Annotated in this window: 13 protein-coding genes, 2 tRNA genes and 1 riboswitch; of the genes, 9 read left to right on the forward strand and 6 right to left on the reverse strand. The window is 56.0% G+C overall.

Annotated elements, in window-relative coordinates; translation table 11 throughout:
- The first annotated feature begins 156 nt into the window (after positions 1-156).
- A complete protein-coding gene (locus J3350_RS08930; RefSeq protein ID WP_207686367.1) occupies positions 157-1,035 on the forward strand; it encodes an AraC family transcriptional regulator in 879 nt (292 codons plus the stop codon).
- Positions 1,036-1,405: 370 nt separating this feature from the next.
- Here the strand turns inward: J3350_RS08930 and J3350_RS08935 are convergent.
- Positions 1,406-1,481: transfer RNA gene (locus J3350_RS08935), tRNA-Ala, on the reverse strand.
- 151 nt (positions 1,482-1,632) lie between these two features.
- Positions 1,633-2,205, reverse strand: a complete 573-nt coding sequence (gene thiT / locus J3350_RS08940) for an energy-coupled thiamine transporter ThiT (protein WP_097793405.1) — start codon at positions 2,203-2,205, stop codon at positions 1,633-1,635.
- Positions 2,206-2,291: 86 nt separating this feature from the next.
- A riboswitch (TPP riboswitch) is annotated at positions 2,292-2,393 on the reverse strand.
- Between the two features lie 110 nt (positions 2,394-2,503).
- Here thiT and J3350_RS08945 point away from each other — a divergent pair.
- Complete coding sequence (locus J3350_RS08945) at positions 2,504-2,752, forward strand: sporulation transcriptional regulator SpoIIID (protein WP_097793406.1); 249 nt, start codon at positions 2,504-2,506, stop codon at positions 2,750-2,752.
- Positions 2,753-2,806: 54 nt separating this feature from the next.
- On the opposite strand, the gene sigG is transcribed toward J3350_RS08945, so the two are convergent.
- From sigG to J3350_RS08960, 3 genes are all read right to left on the reverse strand, one after another.
- Entirely contained in the window at positions 2,807-3,571 is a 765-nt protein-coding gene (gene sigG, locus J3350_RS08950; RefSeq protein ID WP_097793407.1) for an RNA polymerase sporulation sigma factor SigG, read from the reverse strand.
- 82 nt (positions 3,572-3,653) lie between these two features.
- Positions 3,654-4,343 carry an RNA polymerase sporulation sigma factor SigK gene (gene sigK, locus J3350_RS08955; RefSeq protein WP_207686405.1) on the reverse strand — a complete coding sequence of 230 codons (690 nt, stop codon included), beginning with the start codon at positions 4,341-4,343 and terminating at the stop codon, positions 3,654-3,656.
- A gap of 81 nt (positions 4,344-4,424) precedes the next feature.
- Positions 4,425-5,252 carry a sigma-E processing peptidase SpoIIGA gene (locus tag J3350_RS08960; protein ID WP_207686368.1) on the reverse strand — a complete coding sequence of 276 codons (828 nt, stop codon included), beginning with the start codon at positions 5,250-5,252 and terminating at the stop codon, positions 4,425-4,427.
- Between the two features lie 281 nt (positions 5,253-5,533).
- Here J3350_RS08960 and J3350_RS08965 point away from each other — a divergent pair.
- From J3350_RS08965 to J3350_RS08990, 6 genes are all read left to right on the forward strand, one after another.
- Positions 5,534-5,610, forward strand: a tRNA-Asn gene (locus tag J3350_RS08965).
- Positions 5,611-6,085: 475 nt separating this feature from the next.
- Entirely contained in the window at positions 6,086-8,476 is a 2,391-nt protein-coding gene (locus J3350_RS08970; protein ID WP_207686369.1) for a peptidase domain-containing ABC transporter, read from the forward strand.
- Between the two features lie 105 nt (positions 8,477-8,581).
- Positions 8,582-9,025, forward strand: a complete 444-nt coding sequence (locus J3350_RS08975; RefSeq protein ID WP_207686370.1) for a hypothetical protein — start codon at positions 8,582-8,584, stop codon at positions 9,023-9,025.
- A 341-nt stretch (positions 9,026-9,366) separates the two neighbouring features.
- On the forward strand, positions 9,367-9,822 hold the full coding sequence (locus J3350_RS08980) for a hypothetical protein (RefSeq protein ID WP_118554086.1): 456 nt from the start codon (positions 9,367-9,369) through the stop codon (positions 9,820-9,822).
- Between the two features lie 2 nt (positions 9,823-9,824).
- Entirely contained in the window at positions 9,825-10,934 is a 1,110-nt protein-coding gene (locus tag J3350_RS08985) for an HlyD family secretion protein (RefSeq protein ID WP_242700216.1), read from the forward strand.
- Positions 10,935-10,974: 40 nt separating this feature from the next.
- On the forward strand, positions 10,975-12,468 hold the full coding sequence (locus tag J3350_RS08990) for an Ig-like domain-containing protein (protein ID WP_207686371.1): 1,494 nt from the start codon (positions 10,975-10,977) through the stop codon (positions 12,466-12,468).
- A gap of 81 nt (positions 12,469-12,549) precedes the next feature.
- Here the strand turns inward: J3350_RS08990 and J3350_RS08995 are convergent, their stop codons facing one another.
- Entirely contained in the window at positions 12,550-13,068 is a 519-nt protein-coding gene (locus tag J3350_RS08995; RefSeq protein ID WP_207686372.1) for a GNAT family N-acetyltransferase, read from the reverse strand.
- Positions 13,069-13,380: 312 nt separating this feature from the next.
- Between J3350_RS08995 and J3350_RS09000 the strand changes: the two genes are divergently transcribed.
- Positions 13,381-14,481: an alpha/beta hydrolase gene (locus J3350_RS09000; protein ID WP_207686373.1), complete on the forward strand. Its 1,101-nt coding sequence runs from the start codon at positions 13,381-13,383 to the stop codon at positions 14,479-14,481.
- Positions 14,482-14,491: the final 10 nt, after the last annotated feature.

Genomic DNA, 14,491 nt, shown 5'->3' on the forward strand with positions numbered 1-14,491 from the left:
TCTTGCGTTCCGTCTGAAAATATTATAGAATCTAATGGAACGAAAAGATATAGACAAGATGGAACAGAATATGCACAAAATCAAAGAGTTTGTAATTTTTTGATAGAACATTTCCCAAATCACTGTAAAATCTCTGAAGATGAGGAGGACGCAGGGATGTATTTCAACTCAGGATATTTGAACAACTCCCGTTTGGATTTCAAAGACTACTCAAAGCCGCTGGTCGTAGGCAGCTGCGGCACTTATCGCTTGAAAAAACGCCCTAAGCTACCTACTTTTTGGGCAAAGGGTCGCAGAGACTATCAAATCCTCTATGTGGCATCTGGTAAAGCACACTTCTGGTTCGATGGTGTTGAGGAAGTGGTGACTTCTGGACACATGGTGCTTTATCAGCCGAAAGAAATCCAGAAGTATGTCTACTATGTAGAAGATCATCCAGAGGTGTTCTGGATTCACTTTACAGGATACGATGTCAAAAACATCCTGAACTATCACGGAATACCATTGGACAAGCACGTTTTTTACAGCGGCACACTGCCGGATTACAAAATGCTGTTCCGAAAGATCATCCGGGAACTGCAACAATGTGAATATGGCTATGAAGACTATATTGCTTCTCTCTTCAACATCCTTCTGCTTTTAGTAAGCAGGCAACAGCAGGAAAGCGAGAAAACAACGACGAGCATCCCCGAAGAAATCGAAGCTGCCGTTGCCTACTTTAACGAGAATTATAATACAAAGGTCAGTGTGGACGATTACGCAGAATCGCTGCATATCAGTACGAACTGGTTTATCCGTAATTTTAAGCAGTACATGAAAATAAGCCCTGCGCAATACATCCTGTCCCTTCGGATGGTAAACGCACAAAGCTTATTGGAGAACACCGAATACAATATTGGAGAAATTGCAGAGATCGTAGGGTATGATAACCCACTCTATTTTAGCCGGGTATTCAAGAAAGAGTATGGTGTCAGTCCGGCACAGTACCGAAAGAATCTGGAAGAATCTACTGAAAATGAGAAAGATTCCTTATAAATAAGGAGAGTAGAACCATGCCGATAAAAAATGCAATCTGGTGTTGTACAATAAAAGTTGACACAGTGAACTCAAAGAGCCAATATCCAATATATAGAAAAGGAGAAACAGGAGGCAAGAAGAGATGGCTCGGAATCAACGGAAATACAACACGGAATACGCCGTACATTGAAGGGGATGATGCGGCAGCCTGCTGAAAAAACGGGCGGCAAACATTCCTTTTTGAAAATGGTGTAAAGTCAGACGTTGGGGGGTGTATCGGAACCGCCTGCAAAGCCTGAAAACGGTGCAGGCGAATCAATGCAGCCCCCAAAAATCGGCTTCAACAAAAAGAAAAGCACTATACTTCCTACGAAGTACAGTGCTTTTTTGGTGGAGAATAGCGGGATCGAACCGCTGACCTCTTGCATGCCATGCAAGCGCTCTCCCAGCTGAGCTAATCCCCCACATGTTTGGTTTCGTGTCTTGCGACGTGAGTTATTATACCAGCATGAAGGGACGCTGTCAACACTTTTTTCGAATTTCCTGCGAAGTTTTTGCAGAGAAAAGCGCCCCGGCGGGCGGTGGACCTGCCGGGGCGCGATGGTGCGTGAAAAATCAGGCTTTGGTGTACTGGCGGTCGAAGATCTGCGGGGCCACCTTGATGAGCAGCACAGCGGCCACCACGGTGAGCAGGGTCTCCGGCAGCATGTAGCTGGCGTTGTAGACCAGGCTGTAAGTCCAGGCGCTCAGGCCCTCGTTCAGGTTGCCCCAGACGAGCACACCGGAGAGGAAGCTGCACAGGAAGCGCAGCACACCGGCCATAAAGGTGCCGAAAGCCACGCCGACCATCCGGTTCTTGAAGGGGCGGGCAAACAGCTCAGCCGTGCCCAGCGCCATGAAGGCGATGAGGTAGTCCAGCAGGACTTCGCCCAGGAAGTACAGGAAGGTGGGCGTCGGGGGTGCCCAGAAGCCCAGCAGCATCTGCAGGCAGCCGTTGACCAGGCCGGTGAACAGGCCCCACTTGACGCCATGGCGGAAGGACACCAGCACGAAGGGCAGCATGCTCAGCAGGGTGACGCTGCCGCCGTTAGGCATAGTGAAGATCTTGATGTTCGACAGTACGGTGCCGATGGCGATCATCAGGGCGCACTCCACCAGAATGCGGGTCTTGGAATAGGAATTCGACATTTTGGATTCGCTCCTCTAAAAATATAGTACACAAAAACAAAATACGCCTGCGATCAGCAGGCGTAGAGGCTTCGTTTGTGAAAGATGGAAACATTCCGCAAACTACCTACGCCGGCATTACCCGGATCAGGTTCAAGGGTACTCCGCAGTGTGCGGATCTCAGCCTTTCGGCGCCCCTGTTTTCATGTCCGTCTCCCAGTATAGTCGTCCAACGCCAAAAGTCAAGCCCCGGCGGGCATATTACGCCCCTCTGCCTCATATTTTTTACCAAGGAGTCTTGCGGAGGAGGGGACAGGGCATGAAAGTGGAACCGGAACAGCGGGCCGCACTGCTGGGGGAGTACATCGCAAAAAACAGCGCAACGGTGCGGGCCGCAGCGCGGGCGTTCGGGTGCAGCAAATCCACCGTGCACAAGGATGTTTCGTCCCGGCTGCGGCGGGTGGACCCCGACTTGTTCCAGCGGGTGCAGGCAGTGCTGGCCCGGAACAAGGCCGAGCGACATCTGCGGGGCGGGGCGGCCACCCGCCGGAAATACGGCAAAAAATAAGAGCGGCGGCGCATCCTTATAGATAGGTAATATAAGGGTGCGCCGCTTTTGCTGCTATTTGCTGCGGAATTGTTCCAGCGCGGCCTTTTCGAGCCGGCTGACCTGCGCCTGGCTGATGCCGATCTCCCGCGCCACCTCCATCTGCGTTTCGCCCTTGAGGTAGCGCAGCTCCATGATCCGCTTTTCGCGCGGGGTCAGGGACGCGACGGTCTCCCGGAACTGCAGGCCGCTGATCCAGCTGTCCTCGCCGTCGGGGTCACGCACCTGGTCGATGACATACATGGCGTCGCCGCCGTCGGTATAGAGCGGCTCCTCAAGGCTGAGCGGTTCCACCACCGACTCCAGCGCCGCCGTCACCTCCCGGCGGGACAGGCCCGCCTGCTGCGCGATCTCGTTCACGGTAGGCTCCCGGCCCAGCTGCTTTTCCAGCCTCTCCCGCGCCTGCATGGCTTTATAGGCTGTATCCCGCAGCGACCGGCTGACCCGCAGGGCGTTGTTGTCCCGCAGAAAGCGGCGGATCTCGCCGATGATCATCGGGACGCCGTAGGTGGAGAACCGCACGTTCTGAGCCGGATCAAAGTTGTCAATGGCCTTGATCAGCCCGATGCAGCCTACCTGAAACAGGTCGTCGAGATTCTCGCCTCGCTGGGCGAACCGCTGCACCACGCTGAGCACCAACCGCAAGTTGCCCTCGATCATCTGCTGGCGGGCGGCGGCGTCGCCCGCATGGGCCCGCGTCAGCAGCTCCCGCTTCTGTGCTTCGGTCAGGACAGGCAGCTGTGCCGTATCCATCCCGCAGAGCTCGACTTTGTTGTACATCCGCGCCCCTCCGGTTTCGTTTTGACGTTACCGGAAGTATGGGGCGTGGGCAGGGGAATCATGCGTGGGAATTTTTGCCCGCTCAGTCCTCCAGCTTCTTTTTCAATTCCCGGATGATGCGTTTTTCGAGGCGGGAGATGTAGCTCTGGCTGATGCCGAGGGCATCGGCGGCCTCTTTCTGGGTGCGCTCGACGCCGTCCAGAAGCCCGAAGCGCAGTTCCATGATCTGGCGCTCCCGCGGGGAGAGCAGGGCCACCGACTGCCGGAGGGTGGCCAGTTCGGCGCTCTGTTCGAGCCGCTGGCTGACCAGGTCTTCGTCGCTGCCGAGGATGTCGGAGAGAAGCAGCTCGTTGCCGTCGCCGTCCACGTTCAAAGGCTCGTCGATGCTGGCCTCTTGGCGGCGGTTGGAGCTTTTGCGCAGATACATTAAAATCTCGTTGCCGATGCAGCGGCTTGCGTAGGTGGCGAGTTTGATGTTCCGTTCCGGCGTGAAGGTATTGACCGCTTTGATCAGCCCGATGGTGCCGATGGAGATCATGTCCTCGGCAGGGACGCCGGTGTTCTCGTACTTTTTGGCAAGGTAGACCACCAGCCGCAGGTTGTGGGTGATGAGGTCATCCCGCGCGGTGCGGTCGCCTGCCATCATCCGGGTGAGCAGGGCTTTTTCCTGCTCCGGCGTCAGGGGCGGCGGCAGGCTGGGCGCCCCGGCGACATAGTGGGCAGTGCCGGGGCAGACGAACAGGACGTACAGCCGACGGAAAAACGATAACAGGTGATTCAACGAAAAGCCTCCTTTTTGTGGGCGGGATTCTTGGATGCTGCCAATGAGGGCGAGACGGAGAGGTTCAACGGCTCATCGGAACGCAGCATCGGGCACAACGGCAGGCGAGAGCAACAGCTCCCAGCCGCCCGGCGGGGGCGGAAGGTCACAGAAGGCTGCATAGAGCGGTTGAGCCGGAGCCGAAGCCAGTATGGCCGGGACGGCGGGCAGGATGCAGTGCCCGGACACCGTGGTGCAGGGGACGAACCGCAGGCCGAGTTCAGGCGGCGGCAGGGTGGAAGGGGCCGCGAAGTAAGCAGATAAGTAGGTGCGCAGCGGGCCGGGCAGGGCGTTCTGCACGGCGGCAAAGCGCACGAGTACGACCTCCCGGCCTGAAAGCGGTTCCTGCACCGAGAAACCGGTGTCGCAGAAGGCCCGGAGCGGGAGGGACGCGCTGCCAATTTGCAGAGTGACGGGAAACGTCTGCCCGCCGTTCCGGCCCAGAAACCGCAGGATGCCCTGCACAGCCAGATACACGCCTCCGGCGCAGACCAGCAGCAGCCCCGGCGAGAGGGGAAGGTAGACGCTGAAATTGTTGGCCTGTGCGCCGGGCAGGAGCACGGCTCCCGTCAGCGCAAAATGAAGGGCTGCGAACCATGCCAGAAGCCGCAGAAAGCACCGCCCGCCCGGAAACCCATAGCCAAGCAGGACGATGCCGGCCCCGGAGGCCAGCTGATAGCCGACCGATACCGGCCACGGCAGGGCAGGGGCCAGCAGGATAAGGGAGGCTGCCGCCCCGGCCAGCGCCCCGCCTACGACCCGCCCGCCCGACGTGCTCACGCCGCACAACAGGCCCGCCGCCAGCAGAAACAGCGCAGTCGTGAGAAAGTTGACCAGCAGAAGAACATCGAGATAGATCACGGCCCGGATAAGCCCCGCCCCCTTTTGGGAGATTATAGCAGGAGGAGGACGAAAAATTTGCAGGAAACGGGGGAGGTGGACTTTGGATGAGCGCTCAGGCATCGCTGCGCTCGACAGACTGTTTTCAAAGAGGGACACCCTGCATCCACCTCCTGCGAGGCGCACAAACCCCCACCTGAAAGCTTTTTTCATAAATTTTCGAAAAAGACTTGCAAAATATAGGCAAAAGAGGTATAATCCTACTCGCAGCAGCTTTTACCGCTGTAAAGCTCTGGATATATGCCTCTTTAGCTCAGTCGGTTAGAGCACCTGACTGTTAATCAGGGTGTCGCCTGTTCGAGTCAGGCAAGAGGCGCCAACAAATCGGCGGCGGGGATCACACCTGCCGCCTTTTTCATAGATGCGGGCTGTAACTATTTTGTGACATTTTTCACACTTTCTTCAAAATTAACGGTTTCTTAAAAAATGTCCTCTTGAAGAAGCTGTCAGATTGTGGTATACTGCATCTAAGCTTTAGGAAATTTTCTGAAGCGTTTGGTAGATCAAAGGGTAGGCGCTCCCTTCTTTTTGATAGCAGCTTGGCCTCTGCTTTGCCCTGGTTCTCCGCAGGGCAGGGCAAAGCAGAGGGCTATGCGCTGCATTAGATGGAGCGTGACAGAACCTTTTCTCCTGCGTCAAAATCTGCATCCTGTCTGCTGTCTGCGTGATGCGTACAAAGTTTTACTTGTACATTTCCGCACAATGTGCTAGAATATGGAAGGCAGTTTTGAATATTAGAACACAGAGAAGAGATCGTTTCCGAAGGTTGTCGGTCTCTTGTAAAGGAAACATCTATGCGTTATACCTATGTGCGGCAGCACGACACGACCGACTGTGCAGCTGCCAGTCTCGCAATGGTGTGCCTCCATTACAAAAAGGAAATCACCATCACCCGCTTACGCGATATGATGGGAACCGACATGAAGGGCACGAACCTCGTGGGCCTGCAGAAAGCCGCCAATGAGCTTGGCTTCAACACGGCCGCTGTCCGAGTGGACCGCGAGAATTTTCTGAGTGATTTCACACTTCCCTGCATTGCGCAGGTCATCACCGACCAGGGTTTGACCCACTTCGTGGTCATCTTCAAGAAGACCACGATCAAGGACGATGATGCCCGCCGCAAGCATGTGTTGAAGGAAGAAGAAAAAAAGGCTGACGCTTCCAAGAAGTATAAGTGCAAGGATTACGTCGTCATCGGCGACCCTGCCAAGGACCTCGAAAAGATCAGCCTGGACGACTTCTATAAAAACTTCACTGGCGTTCTGCTACTGATGAACCCCACATCGGAGTTCAAGGGCGGCAAGGCAAAGAAAGCTGGCACCAGCATCAACGGCACCAGCACCGATGCAAACGCCAAGGGGGATAAGAGTACCGGCAAGTACCACATGCTCAAGCGGTATATCGATCTGCTCTGGCCCCAGAAAAAACTTTTTATTTATGCAATCCTCTGTTCGGTGATCCTTACGGTCATCGGCATCGTCTCTACAGTGTTCAACAAAGCACTGATGGATGAGGTGCTTCCGTATGGGTTGAAGAACTTACTTATCACCTTGATCCTCGTGTTCAGCGTGGTCAACCTCACGAGCAACCTGCTCAGCACGGTTCGCGAGTGGATCTTGATCTTCCTGTCCATCCGGATCGACATTCCGCTGATGCTGGGCTACTTCGAGCATGTGTACAAACTGCCGATGAAGTTCTTCGCAACGCGGAAGACCGGTGAGATCACCACCCGTTACTCCGATGCAAGCACCATCAAATCGGTCCTGACCAACATCGCGATGACCATCGTGATGGACGTGGTGATGGCCGTGGGCGTTGGCATTGTGCTGTTCCGGATGAACTCCTCGCTGTTCTCGCTCACCCTGTTCAGCACCGCGCTGAGCCTGCTTCTCGTTATCATCTTCAAGCAGCCGTACAAGCGGATCAATGAAGAGACGATGCAGCAGTCCGCAATGCTGAACAGCCAGATGATCGAGAGCCTGCGCGGCATTGAGACCATCAAGTGCAATGCCTGCGAAGACCGCGAGCTGGAAGCTCTGGAACGCGAGTACATCAAGAGCCTGAAGATCAGCCTCCGGTCCAGCAAGATCAGCACCGGCCAGTCTCTGGTGTCGATGGTGATCTCCACTCTGCTGAATATGGTGACCACTTACGTGGGCATCATGCAGGTGTTGAACGGTGAGCTGACACTGGGCGGTTATATGGCATTCACCACGCTGTCCGGTTACTTTACTTCTCCGGTGAGCGACCTGATCTCGATGCAGATGTCGATTCAGGAAGCGGATATCTCCATGAAGCGTCTGACCGAGATCATGGATTATGAATCGGAACAGGCCGAAGATGAAGAGCACACCGAGATGGAGCAGATCGAAGGCGACATCGAATTCAAAGATGTCACGTTCCGATATGGCAACCGCAGCCCCGCACTGAACCACATCTCCTTCACCATCCCGCAGGGGCAGAAGGTGGCGCTGGTCGGCAGCAGCGGCAGCGGCAAATCGACCATCACCAAACTCCTGCTCAAGTATTATGAGCCGGAGAGCGGCGAAATTGATGTGAACGGTATCAACCTCAATGAGTATACCAACGCATCGGTACGTCGTGCGATCTCTTACGTCCCACAGAATGTCGAGCTGTTCAGCAAGACTCTGTTTGAGAATATCCGGATCTCGCGTCCGGAAGCCACCCTTGAGCAAGTCAAGGACGCTGCCAAGAAGGCAGATGCACATGAGTTCATCCGCAAGCTGCCGCTGCAGTACAACACCTATCTGGAGGAAGCCGGCAACGGCCTGTCTGGTGGTGAGAAACAGCGCATTGCTTTGGCTCGTGCATTTCTGAAGGACTCGAACCTCTACATTCTGGACGAATCGACCAGCAGCCTGGACTTTGGCACAGAAAATACCATTTTTGATATGATCTACAACCAACTGGCTGACAAGTCGATGCTCATCGTGGCACACCGCCTGTCCACCGTTCGTGACTGCGACCAGATTCTCGTCATGGATCACGGCGAGATCGTGGAGCGCGGCACACACGATGAACTGCTGGCAAAACAGGGCAAGTATTACGAGCTTTGGAATTTGCAGCAGGGCATCTTCCGCCGCAAGAAGGAAGAGCCGAAACCCGTTGCCCACGCCGCAGTGGTCGAGGAAGACGATGACGGCGGTGAGGCAATCACTTATTAAGTTGCAATCGAGTGCGCACTCGATTACATAAAAATGGCTTTGGATGGTTGCGCAGCCTGAAGAAGTCCTAAATTCGATTCAATCATTTGAAGGGAGTAATTCATTATGATGATGCCTGCAAACTACTCTGTTATCGCAGAGAACGAGATGACCTATGTTGTTGGTGGTGGCGTGATCGAGGCTATCGGCGCTGTTACCGCTCCGATCTGGACCGCTGCTAACGTCAAGACCTTCAACACCAACATTGTTACCCTGGTGGGCAATGCTTTTGTTGACAATTTCGTCCACGGCACTTTTGGCTATGTCTTCTCTGAGGGCGCTTCTTGGAAGGGCCTGGGCGAGAGCCTGAAGGGCACCTTCGTTGCTAAGAACGGCCAGGCCGGTGAGACCTTCGCTAAGGTTCTGGGCAACGTTGCTGCTATCTACAACCTGGGCAACGCTACCGTTGCTAACAAGGCTGGCGATGTCACCCTGTTCAAGGCTGCTGACAAGAAGTGGAACAACAAGTACAAGATCAATTCGGATGGTACCATCCAGGTTTGGGGCTAATTTAGGTTAACTAAATAGCTTGAGTGTTTCATTCGCACCGCCCTATGTTGTAGGCGGGGCTGATGATAATGCCTCGTAATGGTGTGCCAGGAGGCGTAAGCCTTCTGGCACACCTTATTTTTATAATGTCACTTATTATATCCCCTTGAAAAGCGTGGATGCAGACAGTCTGTCTGCGGCACCGGAGGGGTGTAATAGGTGATCGTGTGTGGAAAATAAGAAACAAAACGGAAACGTGTCATGTGGTACAACGGCAGACCTTCCGGCAAAAATGAGGCCCCAATTTATTTTCCATAGACGATGACCTATTGCAAAATCTAAAGAAACAGGTGGACGATACCATGAGAGAAATTCAAGTTGCAGAACACAAGACCCTGAAGCTGACCAATGTGCTGTCGCGCAAGGTGGAAGTTGAGGATATGGGCAATCTGGCCATTGTGCTGACCCAGATGCAGAACTTTATCCGCAGCCATGACGCCATGCCGGTTGGCCCCATCGTGCAGTGCGTGAAGATGCGCAAGGGCCCCAACCCCACGGCGGAGATCTACTTCATGCAGCAGGTCAACCAGCTGATCCCCCGGCTGGACCCCGGCTACCAGATGGACGCTCTGCTGCGGGTGCGCAACTGCCTGTATGCCCACTACACCGGCCCCATGAGCTACAGTAACCTCGCCAGCCAGAAACTGGATATCTATGCGTTCGAGCATGAGATCGAGACGACCGGCGATTCGTACAGCGTCTATGTCAATCAGGACGACGACAACGGTGTGCTCGACGTCTTTATGGAGACCAAGTGATTATGACGACCATTCAGAACCTTTCCGACCTGCAGGATCGCCGCATCATGATGGAAAAGCGTGTGCCGCCCTTTGGCTACGCGATGATCCTTCTGGTGGCGGGCCTGCTGGTCTTCCTGACCATCTGGAGCACCCAGAACTACCGCACCTACGTCAGCCAGTCGACCGGCACGGTGCAGGCAAGCAACAAGACCTATATCATGTCCAGCTACTCCGGCTCCATCACCGAGCTCAACATCTCGGAGGGCAGCTATGTCAACGAGGGCGACCTCATCGCCCATGTCAAGAGCACCGACATCGACATGCAGCAGGACAGCTACAAGAGCCAGCTGGAGATCTATCAGAAGCAGAAGGCGCAGTATGAAAAGCTGCTGAAGTCCATTCAGGACGACACGAACTATTTCAGCGAGACCGACCTGGACGACCAGCCCTACTATTACCAGTATGAGAGCTACAAGAGCCAGGTGCAGCAGAAGGCCTTTGACGCTTCGCCCTATCAGGCGGCGGGCTACTCCGACGAGCAGATCAAGGCCCTGATGGAGCAGAACCAGAGCGAGATCGAGGCACTGTACTACTCCACGCTGCAGTCCATCACCAGCAACCTGACCAGTGTGCAGACCAACATCGACAACATTCAGGCCCAGCTGGATACGCTGGCAAGCGGCGCGAACGATTACTACATCTATGCGCCCACGTCCGGCGTCATCCACATGGACACCCCTTATAAGGTGGGCATGGTGCTGAGCGCCGGTTCGGCACTGGCCACCGTGGCCAGCGAGAACAGCGATCAGGAGATCGTGGCGGCCCTGACCGTCAGCGACCGGCCGCTCATCAACGTGGGTGACCCCTGCAAGATCGCAATCACCGGCCTGTCGGAGTATTCCTATGGCAACCTGACCGGCACGGTGACTTCCATTGACAGCGATGTGACCTCCACCGAGTCCGGCTCGTACTACAAGATGACCATCAAGCCCAACAGCACCTACGTGGTGAGCAACAGCGGCGACAAGGTCGATCTGGCCAACGGCATGAGCGTGACCGCCCGTGTCGAGTACGACAAGCTGACTTACTTTGAATATGTCATGGAGGCCCTGGGCGTTTTGTTCCGTTAAACAGCGTCCGCAAACTCAACGCCCAAAGAGGTACGATAGAATGAAACTGAACCCGAAACAGCTGGCCGTAAGCGCCGCCCTGCTGGGCCTGCTGGCCGCAGGCGCAGCGCTGCCCGCAGCCGCAGCCAGCCCCATTTCTGCCCCGGCTGCCATCACCTTCCCGTGGAGCCCTGTGGCGGCCGAGAGTGTGGAAACAGGGGACTATGCCCCCACCATGACCGTGGGCACGGCCCAGCAGCTTTCGCCGGTGGTCCAGCCGCAGAAAGCCGCCAGCCGAAACGGCGTGAGCTACGTTTCCGATAACCCGAACATCGTTTCGGTCGGGGAGGACGGCGTGGCGCAGGCGGTGGGTCTGGGCACGGCGAACATCACGGCCACCTGTGGCGATGTCAGCTGCACCTATACCATCACCACCCAGCCCGACAGCTCGATGGTCGCGACCGAGATGGACATCACGCTGGCCTCCAGCACCATTGCCGTGGGCGACACCACGTCGCTCTCGCTGGCGGTGCTGCCCACCACGGCAGCAAACTATATCAGCGTTTCGCTGAGCTCCTCCGATCCCGGCGTGGCCACCGTGAACAACTTCGGCAAAGTGACCGGCGTGGCCCCCGGCAAGGCGACCATCACGGCCACCGCTGGGGATGTGACCTGCTCGGCGACCGTGACCGTTGTGGCGGCCTCCTCCAGCTCGGCGTCCACCGGCCCGGTGGAGTCCATCTCCCTGAACACGAACTACATCGTGCTCAAGCCGGGGGCTTCCAGCACCATCACCGGCTCGGTGGCCCCCTCTTCGGCCTCCCAGAAGCTGACCTTTACCAGCAAGGATAAGAAGATCGCCACCGTGAACGGAAGCGGCGTCGTGACCGGCGTTGCCACCGGCGCGACCTCCATCATCGTTTCCAACGGCAAGGTCTCTTCGTCGGTGACGGTCATCGTCAACCGCACGGCGTCCGCATCCAGCAGCGGCGCGGACAGCACCGGGGAGGGGACGGCTCCGGCGGAGACCGACCCCATCGTGGCCTCCATCGAGAATGCGGCCTCCGATACCATCTCCTACCCGCAGAGTCAGGTCCCGGTGCTGACCACCGCGATGCTGAACGCCCTGCGCACCACGGGCCGCACCCTCGTGCTGGAAGCGGAGGACTACACCCTGACCGTGGACGGCTCCACCATCCGCAACACCACCAGCGAGGTGAACACCGCGCTGACCTTTGCGCCCGACGAGTACGGTCTGCGCTTCACCCTGAACGAGGGCGAGGACATGCCCTGCGGCGTGACCATCACCATGACCGGCGAAAATGCCGGGTACAGCCGCCTGTACCTGCACAACGCCGTGAGCGGGAAGTGGCAGTTCCTCAACAGCTACAAGGACGGCGTGGCACATGCCGACGTGGCGGGCGAGTATCTGCTGACCAACCAGAATCTGCGCTTCACCAGCATCAACTGGACCTTCTTCATCGGCGCAGGCATCCTTGTGGTGGCCTGCCTCATCGCGTACGTCGCGGTCAAGAAGCGGTACTGGTTCTGGTAATTCCGCAGGCAATCAAAACAGAAAACGCAAAAAGCGATGGCCGTTTCGGGCCATCGCTTTTTTGCGTTGAAGAGTTTTGCCTTAGAGTTTGAAATACCCCGCCGGTTCATCGTCCTGACTGCGGTGCTCCATCAAAAAGGTATCGAGCCAGCGGCCATGGCAGTCCCGCGCGATGCGCTCACGGCGGCCCACCAGACGGAACCCGCATTTCAGGTGCAGACCTTTGGAAGCTGCATTGTCCTGCAAGACCGTGGATTGCAGCGTCCAGTAACCGGCCGCTTCGGCCTGCTGGCAGAGGGTGGTGAGCAGATGATACCCAAGCCCCCGGCCCCGGAACCGTTCGCCGATGTAGATGCTGACTTCGGCCACGCCCCGGTAGCACCAGCGGGGGTCGACCCGGTGCAGGGCCGTCCAGCCTGCAAGGACGCCATCGTCCTCCACCACAAGGCGGCAATCTTTGATGTGGGAGGCATCCCACGCGGGATAGGGCGGGCAGTCAGTCTGGAAGGTGGCGTGCTCGGTGGCGATGCCTTCCAGATAGATCTTGGATACTGCCGGCCAATCTTCCGGCGTCATGGGCCGGACTGTGATCTTATTCATACGTTCCCCTGAACGGAGCCGCAATGCTCCGCGATTCCTCAAAAATTCTTCCGATTCTTTCAGTATAGCAGACTTTCCGGCAAAGTACAATGTTTTTAGCCGGAAACTGCACGCCTGCCCGGCAGTTGGCCGCCGGGCGCGGTGGCTTTGGGCAGGAGGTGGTCTTTTTTTATCCGAGATACCTTTTCGAAAACGGCCGGTTGTGCTACAATAGAAGAAAATTCCAGCTGTTTTCGCTCGTGCAGAGCGTGATGACAGCCCGGTTGGAGGAGACGTGCACTCCGGGCCGGGGCAGCGTAAAGGAGAGTGCCGATGAAAAACATCCTGAGACGGCTGGCCGTGCTGGTCTGCCTGATGCTGGCACTGGCCCTGCCCGCCTTTGCCGAAGGGGAAAAGGGCGAAGCCAACATCACCCCGCAGACCACGATGAAGGAACTGCGCGAAAACCCCAGCATCAAGGGGTCGGGCATTTACACCTATGTATATGTCTGGGAGCGGGATTGTGGACTGCTGAAAAACAGCAAAGACAACGATACGATGCTGGATGTGATCGGAAAAGAATCCATCAACAGCTGTGTGGCTGGGATGAACTTTCTGATCGACACGTATAATACAGGAACACAAATTACGTACAAACTCTATACGCCGGAAGAAATTGCAGAGGACAAGACGCGCGACCATGCGGAACTCTATTATTTCCCGGCAGATAAGCCCAATGCAAAATATGCGGTCGTGCTTTCGGGCAACGCTCTGTTTTACAGCGGCGAGATGCGGGGCGGTGTTTCCACTGCATGGGAATTGCATCAAAAAGGATATGCGGTATTTGCACTTCGGTATCGGATCGGAAGTGAAGCAAAGGACAACGCACCGATTCAGGACCTTGGCCGTGCGATTCAACTGATTACGGCCAACGCAGAAAAATTCGGGGTCCAGACGGAAGATTATGCGCTGCTGGGATATTCTTCCGGTGGTCAGATTGCGGGCGTATTCTGCGGGAAAGAAGTGGGATATCCTCGTTACAATGTGCCTCGGCCCGGCGTACTGCTGTTGGCGTATCCGATCAATAATTTCTATGAAGCAAAACCGATTTACCGTTGGCTGATCGATACGTATTCGGAAGATCTGCGCTACTACGATTATAATATTTCCGGCTGTGTGACACCGGATTTTCCGCCAACATATTTCTGGTATGGGTTGAATGACATTTTGTTGATGGCCTTCAATTATTATGAGCAGGGCCCGGCACTTCAAAAAGCACTGGCGAGAAATGGTGTTCCGTACCACGAAAGTGTGTACAAACGTGCGTTCCACGGTATTGGCATAGCAGAGGGAACGGATGCAGAAGGCTGGCTCAACGATGCCGCCGCCTTCTGGGAAGAGCAGACCGCGCAGGCGCAGCAGCCTGCTGCATAAGGATCAAGAA

The organism is Faecalibacterium sp. Marseille-Q3530 (assembly GCF_017377625.1).
Lineage (GTDB): Bacteria > Bacillota > Clostridia > Oscillospirales > Ruminococcaceae > Faecalibacterium > Faecalibacterium prausnitzii_E.

Coding starts and splice junctions, on each gene's coding strand:
- J3350_RS08975 (WP_207686370.1), top strand. CDS start 8,582: ATGATGATGCCTGCAAACTACTCTGTTATCGCAGAGAACGAGATGACC.
- J3350_RS08995 (WP_207686372.1), bottom strand. CDS start 13,068: ATGAATAAGATCACAGTCCGGCCCATGACGCCGGAAGATTGGCCGGCA.
- thiT (WP_097793405.1), bottom strand. CDS start 2,205: ATGTCGAATTCCTATTCCAAGACCCGCATTCTGGTGGAGTGCGCCCTG.
- J3350_RS08980 (WP_118554086.1), top strand. CDS start 9,367: ATGAGAGAAATTCAAGTTGCAGAACACAAGACCCTGAAGCTGACCAAT.
- J3350_RS08990 (WP_207686371.1), top strand. CDS start 10,975: ATGAAACTGAACCCGAAACAGCTGGCCGTAAGCGCCGCCCTGCTGGGC.
- J3350_RS08945 (WP_097793406.1), top strand. CDS start 2,504: ATGAAAGTGGAACCGGAACAGCGGGCCGCACTGCTGGGGGAGTACATC.
- sigG (WP_097793407.1), bottom strand. CDS start 3,571: ATGTACAACAAAGTCGAGCTCTGCGGGATGGATACGGCACAGCTGCCT.
- J3350_RS08970 (WP_207686369.1), top strand. CDS start 6,086: ATGCGTTATACCTATGTGCGGCAGCACGACACGACCGACTGTGCAGCT.
- J3350_RS08985 (WP_242700216.1), top strand. CDS start 9,825: ATGACGACCATTCAGAACCTTTCCGACCTGCAGGATCGCCGCATCATG.
- J3350_RS09000 (WP_207686373.1), top strand. CDS start 13,381: ATGAAAAACATCCTGAGACGGCTGGCCGTGCTGGTCTGCCTGATGCTG.
- J3350_RS08930 (WP_207686367.1), top strand. CDS start 157: ATGTATTTCAACTCAGGATATTTGAACAACTCCCGTTTGGATTTCAAA.